This is a genomic window from Rahnella sp. P4_A8 (genome assembly GCF_056402435.1).
On the sequence record NZ_JBFUHK010000334.1, the window covers coordinates 1 to 709 of the forward strand.

General features: G+C 48.0%; 1 tRNA gene and 2 rRNA genes. All 3 read left to right on the plus strand.

Annotated features, from left to right (window positions below):
- Positions 1-127 (plus strand): 16S ribosomal RNA (locus AC1DUO_RS25820); the annotation flags it as partial.
- Positions 128-269: 142 nt separating this feature from the next.
- Positions 270-345 (plus strand) — tRNA-Glu (locus AC1DUO_RS25825).
- Between the two features lie 218 nt (positions 346-563).
- Positions 564-709 (plus strand): 23S ribosomal RNA (locus tag AC1DUO_RS25830); the annotation flags it as partial.

Genomic DNA, 709 nt, shown 5'->3' on the forward strand with positions numbered 1-709 from the left:
GGAGTGGGTTGCAAAAGAAGTAGGTAGCTTAACCTTCGGGAGGGCGCTTACCACTTTGTGATTCATGACTGGGGTGAAGTCGTAACAAGGTAACCGTAGGGGAACCTGCGGTTGGATCACCTCCTTACCTCAAGATACGCATTGTGCAGTGTCCACACAGATTGTCTGATGAAATTAATGAGCAAGAGCACCTGTTGATGCGGTAAGGGTAACCTTACGCTGATGCGAAAAGTGCCAAACCACTGTGTGGTCTGGTACGGAATTTTCGTGTCCCCATCGTCTAGAGGCCTAGGACACTGCCCTTTCACGGCTGTAACAGGGGTTCGAATCCCCTTGGGGACGCCACTCCGATAATGTGTGAAAGACATTATCAATGAATATCTTAAAGATGACTCTAACGAGTCGTGTTTAAGATATTGCTCTTTAACAATCTGGAACAAGCTGAAAATTGAAAGTTTACAGCTGAACATCACTCTCCGTAGCAGTACTGAGTGGTGGATTAGTCTGTAACAGAGTCTCTCAAATAATCGCAGCGCGATGGTGGAAACACCTTCGGGTTGTGAGGTTAAGCGACTAAGCGTACACGGTGGATGCCTAGGYAGTCAGAGGCGATGAAGGGCGTGCTAATCTGCGAAAAGCGTCGGTAAGGTGATATGAACCGTTATACCCGACGATACCCGAATGGGGAAACCCAGTGTGTTTCGACACA